This window comes from Rhodococcus sp. P3_B8, from assembly GCF_056402775.1.
This window is the reverse complement of record NZ_JBFUGT010000207.1, coordinates 1-7,500: the sequence shown is the minus strand read 5'-3', so window position 1 is coordinate 7,500 and position 7,500 is coordinate 1. Positions and strand designations below refer to the sequence as shown.

The window sequence follows — 7,500 nt, the reverse complement described above, 5'->3', positions numbered from 1 at the left end:
GCGGACACGGCCGGCGACTCGGGAATCCAGAAGCGCCACGGCCGGTCGGCGGCCGTGCTGACACCGACCCGGGGGCCACTCACCCAGCCGTCCGACTCCCCGACCTCCAGTCGAACCGGTGAATCGGACTCGAAGAGTGCCGCACCGTTCTCCGCGAGGGTCACGCCGGTCGCGGACCCCAGGTTGCCGGGACCGCGCGCCCACTCCGCGGGTCGCGCGACGCGGGGCCTGCGCGCCTGGACCGTCGAGCAACCGTCGAGCACTTCGCCCGCCCGGAGCAGCACCCCGCCCGCGATTCCGACGGGCCCATACGACACGTTCATACAGAAGTGCATTCCGTAGCTGCGGTAGACGTACAGATGCCCGGCCGGTCCGAACATCACCTCGTTGCGCGGCGTCCTTCCCCGGTACGAGTGCGATGCCGGGTCGGGCCACGGGCCGTCCTTCTCCCCGCCGTACGCCTCCACTTCGACGATGCGGATGCGGACGTCTCCGACGATCAGCGTGGATCCGAGGACGATTCGCGCGGCGTCGACGGGTTCGGCCCGGTCAAGTCGATCGATGGTCACGTCCCGATTCTCCACAACCGTTGACGTCGCCACCCCGGCGGTCGCATAATTCATCAAGCAATGAATTCACCCAGTGATGAATTGAGGCCCGCCATGACCGGCAGCCCGGCGATCGACATCCGAGATCTGCACGTGCGAAGAGGCAAGAACGAAGTGCTGCACGGCATCGACGTCCAGGTGCCGAGCGGATCCATCACCGGCCTCCTCGGACCCTCCGGCTGCGGAAAGACCACGCTGATGCGGTGCGTGGTCGGCACGCAGATCGTGGAATCAGGGACGGTCACGGTGCTGGGCTCCCCCGCAGGCTCGGTCTCGTTACGAAGCCGCGTCGGATACGTCACCCAGTCCCCCAGCGTGTACGCCGACCTCTCGGTCAAGAAGAACGTGGCCTACTTCGCCGCGCTCTACGGCCAGCCCTCGGACGCGGTCACCGACGCCGTCGACGCGGTGGGGTTGACCCGCTTCGCAACCCAGAAGGCCGCGGATCTGTCGGGAGGACAGCTGGGACGGGTCAGCCTCGCCTGCGCGCTGGTGGCACGCCCCGAGATCCTCGTCCTCGACGAGCCGACCGTCGGACTGGACCCACTCCTGCGCGTCGAATTGTGGGAACGGTTCGAAGCCCTCGCCGACGCCGGTACCACCCTGCTCGTGTCGAGCCACGTCATGGACGAGGCCGAACATTGCGCTTCGCTGCTCCTCATGCGCGACGGCTACGTTCTCGCGCAGGTCTCCCCCGGCGAACTCCGGGAGCAGACCGGTGAGACGAGCCTCGAAGACGCCTTCCTGAACCTCATTCGCGCATCACATGTCGGGAGCGAGAACTGATGAACGTCACGATCTTCGCGGCCACTGCAGGACGGATCCTCGCGCAACTGCGAACGGATCACCGCACTGTCGCCATGATTCTGGTGGTACCCAGTCTGCTGATGGTGTTGCTGTACTTCCTGTATCAGAACGTTCCGGCGCCGCCCGGTCAGCAGTCGCTGTTCGAGCGCGTCGCGATCACGATGCTCGGCATCCTTCCGTTCGTCGTGATGTTCCTCGTCACGTCGATCGCGATGCAGCGCGAACGGACGTCGGGAACACTCGAACGCCTGCTCACGACCCCGATGGGCAAACTCGACCTGCTCGGCGGCTACGCTGCCGCGTTCTCCACGGCCGCTGCCGCGCAGGCGGCGCTGGCCTGCGTCGTCTCGTTCGGATTCCTCGGCCTCACCACCGAGGGCAGCGTGACGTGGGTGCTGCTGATCGCCGTGYTGAACGCGATACTCGGCGTCGCCCTCGGCCTGTTGTGCAGCGCCTTCGCACGCACCGAGTTCCAGGCGGTGCAGTTCATGCCGGTGGTCGTGGTGCCCCAGCTCTTCCTGTGCGGTCTGCTCGTTCCGCGAGATCAGCTCCCCACGTGGCTCGAGTGGATCAGCAACGTCCTCCCGCTGAGCTACGCGGTCGAGGCGCTGCAACAGGTCGCCACCCATCCCGGGGCGACGGGGCTCATGTGGCGCGACCTGGCGGTGGTCGCCGCCTTCGCGCTCCTCGCACTGTCGCTGGGCGCCGCGACCCTGAGGCGTCGCACACCATGACCGGCCCCGCGACACGCGCGGACGCCACCCCGGGTCTGCGCACTGGACGACGCCCGGGCAACCCGGACACACGGTCACGAATCCTGGCGAGTGCACGGAAACTGTTTGCACAGAACGGCTTCGACAAAACCAGCGTGCGCTCCGTGGCCACCGGGGCCGGCGTCGACTCCGCCCTGATCCACCACTACTTCGGAACGAAACGAGATCTGTTCCTCGCCTCGGTGGACATTCCCGTGGATCCGACGCAAGTGATCGCTCCGGTGCTCGACCTTCCGACGGGCGAGGTCGGTAGGCACCTCGCCCGGGCCGTCTTCTCCATCTGGGAGTCGCCCCACAAGCCCGCCGTGGTCGCGGCGTTCCGGTCCGCGATGGCGGGAAACGAACCCAATCTCATTCGCACGTTCCTGCTGGAGGTCGTGCTCCGAGACCTCGGACCGCGCGTCGACGAGCCGCCGGGAACCGGGATGCTGCGCATGCAGCTGGTGGCATCCCAGATGGCCGGGGTTCTGGTGACGCGGTACATCCTCGAATTCGARCCACTCGCGTCGCTGCCCGTCGACGACCTCGTCGCGATCGTCGGACCGACGTTGCAGCGCTACCTCACCGGCGCTCTGCCGGTGTGATCGGGCTCACCCGAGTCAGGTGTGATCAGGCCTCGCCGGCAGCCCGGGCGAGCAACGTCTCGTGCTCGTCCGCGCCGACGTCCCGGGCCTCGTCGATGAGGAGGACGGGAATCCCGTTCTCGATGGGATACGCCCGTCGCAGGCGAGGGTTGTAGAGCAACTCGTCGCCGACCAACAGCAGAGGACCCTTGTCCTGTGGGCACGCGAGAATGCCGAGCAACGTCGGATCAATAACCACGGAAGTCCTCTCCAACCGTTCGGGTGAGCAGTGTCAGGTTACCGCGCGCCGGCAGGCACCCCGGCCGAGCCGTTCTGAAACTCCGCGGCCACCGCCTTCGTCAGTCGCTTGTACTGCTGCGATTCCGGATCGACGTACCACACACGGGTTCCCGGCTTGGGCAGTCCGGCCGCGCTCAGCGCCTCGGCGTTCGGACGGTACGAGGACCCCAGCGGGATGTCCTCCACCACCTGGATGATGTCGGGTCGCAGCGCGGGAGGAAGCACCTCGAAGGCGTCGGAGATTTCCGCCAGCCTCGGCGCCCGCCCTTCGCGGAGGGTGAACGCGGCCACGGCCAGTGTCCGGCCTCCGACCTCCACCCCGTAGGCAACAGCGAGGTCGACGCGATCGACGGACACGAGCGCATCGACGATCGGCTGGGTGAACACGGCTCCCCTCGGAGTCGCGATGACGGTCTTCCGGTGGTCGACCAGCCAGTAGTCCCCGTCGGCGTCGCGACGGAAGAGGTTCTCCGTCGGAATCCAGGCGTCGCCCGCGGCAAAGATCCCCCGCATCGCGCCGCCGGACATCTCGGCGTGCACGCCCGCCCTGCCGAGGAGCAGACCGACCTCGTCGTCCTGGCATTCCCGGATGAACCCCTGCTCGTCCTCCAGCAGTCGGCCGGCGATCGGGTCGTAGGCCGCGAGCCGGACCTCCGCGCTCCCCGGGAGGGGGCGTCCCTTTGCCCCGACCTTCGCGCCTGCGACGTTCGCGAGAACCACGTCGCCCTCGGTGGACGCGTAGAACTCGAGGACTTTCGCYGGTGCGAACCKCTCCGTCGTGCGACGCCACAACCCCTGCGGCATTCCGGATCCGATGAAGAGCCGGACGGGGTGACTGCCGTCGAGCGCGAGGTTCTCGGCGTCGAGGATTTCTCGCATCATCGTCCACGTGTAGCTCACCACGGTCACCCCGTAGCGGTGGACTTCCTCGGCGAACCGCTCGGGATCGACTCCGCGTGAGAGCGCGATCCGGGAGCCACCTGCCACGGCACCACCGATCGCTGCCAGCAGACTCGACGAATGATGCAGGGGTGCAAGGCAATATACGGTGTCGCCACGGTCCAGATCGGCGGCCGATGCCGTTCCGAACGCCGACAGCGCCCACCGGTAATTGGTGATCTGTTTCGTCTCCCAATGGCCGTTGGACTCACTGCAGATGATGAATGCCAGTTCACGAGCCAGACCGGGATCGGGCCGGTACCAGCCCGGCAGTGTCACTGCGGCGGGGTCGATCTTCTCGAGGTCCACGACGTTCGCCGAGGGATCGACGTCGAGGTCGCGCTGGTCGCCACCGCCCAGAACCAGGACCTGCATCCCGGTCGCGATCGCCGCGTCGAGATTCTCCGGGTCGGTGACGATGCGTTCGACACCGTCGATGCGGATCGCGGTGTGGACCTCCCGGCCCGGGGGCAGGAGGACAGCCACGGCACCGAGACGGGACAGCGCCGCGATGGCGGCGAGCGCACTCGGGCGCGTCTGCATCACGACGCCGACGTGAGCGGCGGGACGGACACCGGCCTGGATCAGGCCGCGCACCACGTTGTCGATCCGCTGATTGACCGCCGCGTAGGTGTGGACGCGATTGTCGAAGAGGAAGCACTCGCCGCCCGGCGCCTTCCGCCCCTGTTCGGCCAGCAACCGGCTGARCGAGATCTGGGTGTGGGGCTGGATCTGACCGAGCCGGGCCAGCCGTGGCAGCGCCCGCGTGGCCTCGCCGGACAGCTCCACCGTTCCCCGCAGCGCCCCCGAAGCGAAATCACTGATCCCCTTGCCGACACCGACGCCGACCTCGGCGACCGACGCCACGGTGTGAATGATGCGGTCGCTGATGGAGACTCCGGATTCGCTGCCGAAATGTTCGTCGTAGCGCATGAGCTCGATATTGGTGGGCCGTGGGCCGAGACCCTCGTTCCACAGCACCCATTTCCCGGTCGTGGGCCACGTGTGGGTCGCCGCAGCCGAACCGACGACGAGGCCGAAATGTCCTGCCCGCAAAGTTGATTCGTACACATTCGCCCGTGGGGCGGCCCGGCGGATACCGCGGACGGCCAACGGCTGACCGATGTCGTCGACTTCCCCGACGAACGCGAGGATGGGGCAGGTCAACTCCGCGAGCGACACGACCTGGTCCTTGATCACGAACCCGCCGGTCATCATGCGGTTGTGCACGATGAACTGCTTGAGCAAATCCGCAACAGCAGGACCGGACCACGCCACCCAGCCCTCCGTCGCGAGGAAGCGCCGCTGCTGCTCCCGCGGCAACAACGCTTCCCGGTCGTGCAACTGACGCAGGAAGTCGAGCCTCGACTTCAGTGTCTTGACGGGATCGAGAAGCTGAAAACCGGTGCGCGCCATCCACCCCGACACCGCGAGCCGGTTGAAGACGTGGTCCGCGAGGAAGCCSGCAGCGTCGGTGGCGAACCCCGCCGGGATGCCGAACGGCAGCCCGGCGAGCGTGTCGACCGGACTGCCGAACGTCACGAGGCCGGCGATGTTGCGACTGCGGCGATAGGCGGCGGCCTGGTAGGCGAACATGCCGCCCTGCGAGTATCCGGACAGGTAGACGTCGCGACCGGTGTGCGCCCGCACCTGGTCGATGATCTCGCTGATCGCGACGATGTGGTCGGCGAGATTCCGATCCCACCCGCCCTCTTCGGAATCCGGCGATCCGAAGTCGACCACCCACGGGTCGATCCCCATCGAGTGCAGGATGCCGACTGCGCCTTGATCCCGGGTCACGTCGTAGACGTCGGCCGACATCATCATCGGCGGGACCAGGACGATGGGGGGCCCGGCGTCGGCAGGGTCGGTGTCGGGGAAATACCTGCGGAGCCGATACATCGGTGCGCGTTCGACCACCTCGAACGGCGACGTGGTGAGGTCCGTCTCGAGTCCGCCGAGGCGAACTACCTCCAACCCGTTCTGCGCCGTCGCCACCACGCGACGGATCGGGCCCATCACCGTTTCGGTATTCAGTCCCACGAACACTCTCCCAGACTCTCGAACCGTGACGCACGTCTCACTGCCGCCCGCCCTCACCCTACTGCGCTCGACGCGTCACACAGCCCCTAATCCGGGGCGTCCGACACGGGCGTCATCGACACCACTCACGCAGCGACTCGGACAGCTGACGGACCCCGCCCAACTGTTCGGCCACACGGATACCGGCCGTACCGCCGCGGGCGTTACGCGAGGCGATCGAGCCCTCGACGGTGAGGACCTCCCGCACGTCCGGAGTGAGCGCCGGATCGACCCCGGCGAGTTCGTCGTCGGTGAGATCCTCGAGTCCGACGCCCCGCGCCTCGGCAACGCGGACGCACGCCCCCGCCGCCTCGTGCGCGACCCGGAACGGGACGCCCTGACGAACGAGCCACTCGGCGATGTCGGTGGCCAGCGTGAATCCCGCCGGTGCCAGTTCCGCCATTCGGTCCGTGTGGAATTCGAGAGTGGAGACCAGTCCGGTGATCGCCGGGAGCAGCAACTCGAGCTGCGCCACCGAATCGAAGACCGGCTCCTTGTCCTCCTGCAGATCCCGGTTGTACGCGAGCGGCTGCGCCTTCAGGGTGGCCAGCAGACCCGTCAGGTTACCGATCAGCCGCCCGGACTTGCCGCGGGTGAGCTCGGACACGTCCGGGTTCTTCTTCTGCGGCATGATCGACGAGCCGGTCGACCAGGCGTCGGCGAGCGTGATGTAGCCGAATTCCGGAGTGCTCCACAGGATCACCTCCTCGGCCATCCGCGACAGGTCGACGCCGATCATCGCGAGCACGAACGCCGCCTCGGCCGCGAAGTCCCGCGACGACGTGGCGTCGATCGAGTTCTCGGCCGAYGAATCGAAGGCGAGTTCCGCGGCGATCGCCTCGGGATCGAGTCCGAGTGACGAGCCGGCCAACGCTCCGGAACCGTACGGCGACACGGCCGCCCGCACGTCGAAGTCCCGCAGCCGCTGAACGTCACGAAGCAACGGATGCGTGTGCGCCAGCAGGTGGTGCGCGAGCAGCACCGGCTGCGCGGCCTGCAGGTGGGTCTTGCCCGGCATCACCGCGGAGGGGTGCGCGGCTGCCTGCGTCGCGAGGGCATCGACGACGTCGAGAACACCCGCCGCCACCCGGCGGACGGCGTCCCGCAGCCACATCCGGAACAGCGTCGCCACCTGATCGTTGCGCGAACGCCCGGCGCGCAGGCGTCCCCCGACCTCCGGACCGACCCGATCGATCAGCCCGCGCTCGAGCGCCCCGTGCACGTCCTCGTCGGATTCGCTCGGGACGAACTCGCCGCTCGCGACGTCCGCCGCGAGCCTGCCGAGACCGTCGAGCATCGCCGCCAGGTCCTCGTCACCGAGCAGGCCGGCCTTGTGCAGCACCCGGGCATGCGCCTGGGACGCGCGCACGTCGTACGGGGCCAGCACCCAGTCGAAGTGGGTGGACTTGCTCAGCGCCGCCATGGCGG

7 protein-coding genes (1 of these 7 only partly in view) are annotated in these 7,500 nt (G+C 67.9%); 3 read left to right on the top strand and 4 right to left on the bottom strand.

Annotation, left to right across the window (positions count from 1 at the left end; genetic code table 11):
- Positions 1-623, bottom strand: the 5' portion of a protein-coding gene (locus AC1D1G_RS33465) for a DNA-3-methyladenine glycosylase (protein ID WP_283352502.1). The gene continues 49 nt to the left of window position 1, outside the view; the window shows 623 of its 672 coding nt (coding positions 1-623); its start codon is at positions 621-623; its stop codon lies off the left edge, out of view.
- 39 nt (positions 624-662) lie between these two features.
- Here AC1D1G_RS33465 and AC1D1G_RS33460 point away from each other — a divergent pair, with 39 nt between their 5' ends.
- The 3 genes from AC1D1G_RS33460 to AC1D1G_RS33450 are packed head-to-tail and all read left to right on the top strand — an operon-like array spanning position 663 to position 2,772.
- Positions 663-1,394 (top strand): ABC transporter ATP-binding protein, encoded by a 732-nt coding sequence (locus tag AC1D1G_RS33460; protein ID WP_283352503.1) that lies wholly within the window; start codon positions 663-665, stop codon positions 1,392-1,394.
- Positions 1,394-2,149, top strand: a complete 756-nt coding sequence (locus tag AC1D1G_RS33455) for an ABC transporter permease (protein WP_280782470.1) — start codon at positions 1,394-1,396, stop codon at positions 2,147-2,149. Before AC1D1G_RS33460 ends, AC1D1G_RS33455 begins: the two co-directional genes overlap by 1 nt.
- Positions 2,146-2,772, top strand: coding sequence for a TetR/AcrR family transcriptional regulator (locus AC1D1G_RS33450; RefSeq protein ID WP_283352504.1), 627 nt, complete (start codon positions 2,146-2,148; stop codon positions 2,770-2,772). Before AC1D1G_RS33455 ends, AC1D1G_RS33450 begins: the two co-directional genes overlap by 4 nt.
- Before the next feature lie 25 nt (positions 2,773-2,797).
- On the opposite strand, the gene AC1D1G_RS33445 is transcribed toward AC1D1G_RS33450, so the two are convergent.
- The 3 genes from AC1D1G_RS33445 to argH all read right to left on the bottom strand — a co-directional run.
- On the bottom strand, positions 2,798-3,010 hold the full coding sequence (locus tag AC1D1G_RS33445; protein ID WP_005247353.1) for a Trm112 family protein: 213 nt from the start codon (positions 3,008-3,010) through the stop codon (positions 2,798-2,800).
- 38 nt (positions 3,011-3,048) lie between these two features.
- The gene (locus tag AC1D1G_RS33440) at positions 3,049-6,039 is read right to left on the bottom strand and encodes an acyl-CoA synthetase (RefSeq protein WP_477955428.1); all 2,991 of its coding nucleotides are present in this window, start codon (positions 6,037-6,039) and stop codon (positions 3,049-3,051) included.
- Positions 6,040-6,145: 106 nt separating this feature from the next.
- On the bottom strand, positions 6,146-7,500 hold a 1,355-nt coding region (argH, locus tag AC1D1G_RS33435; RefSeq protein ID WP_477955427.1), incomplete at its 5' end, for an argininosuccinate lyase.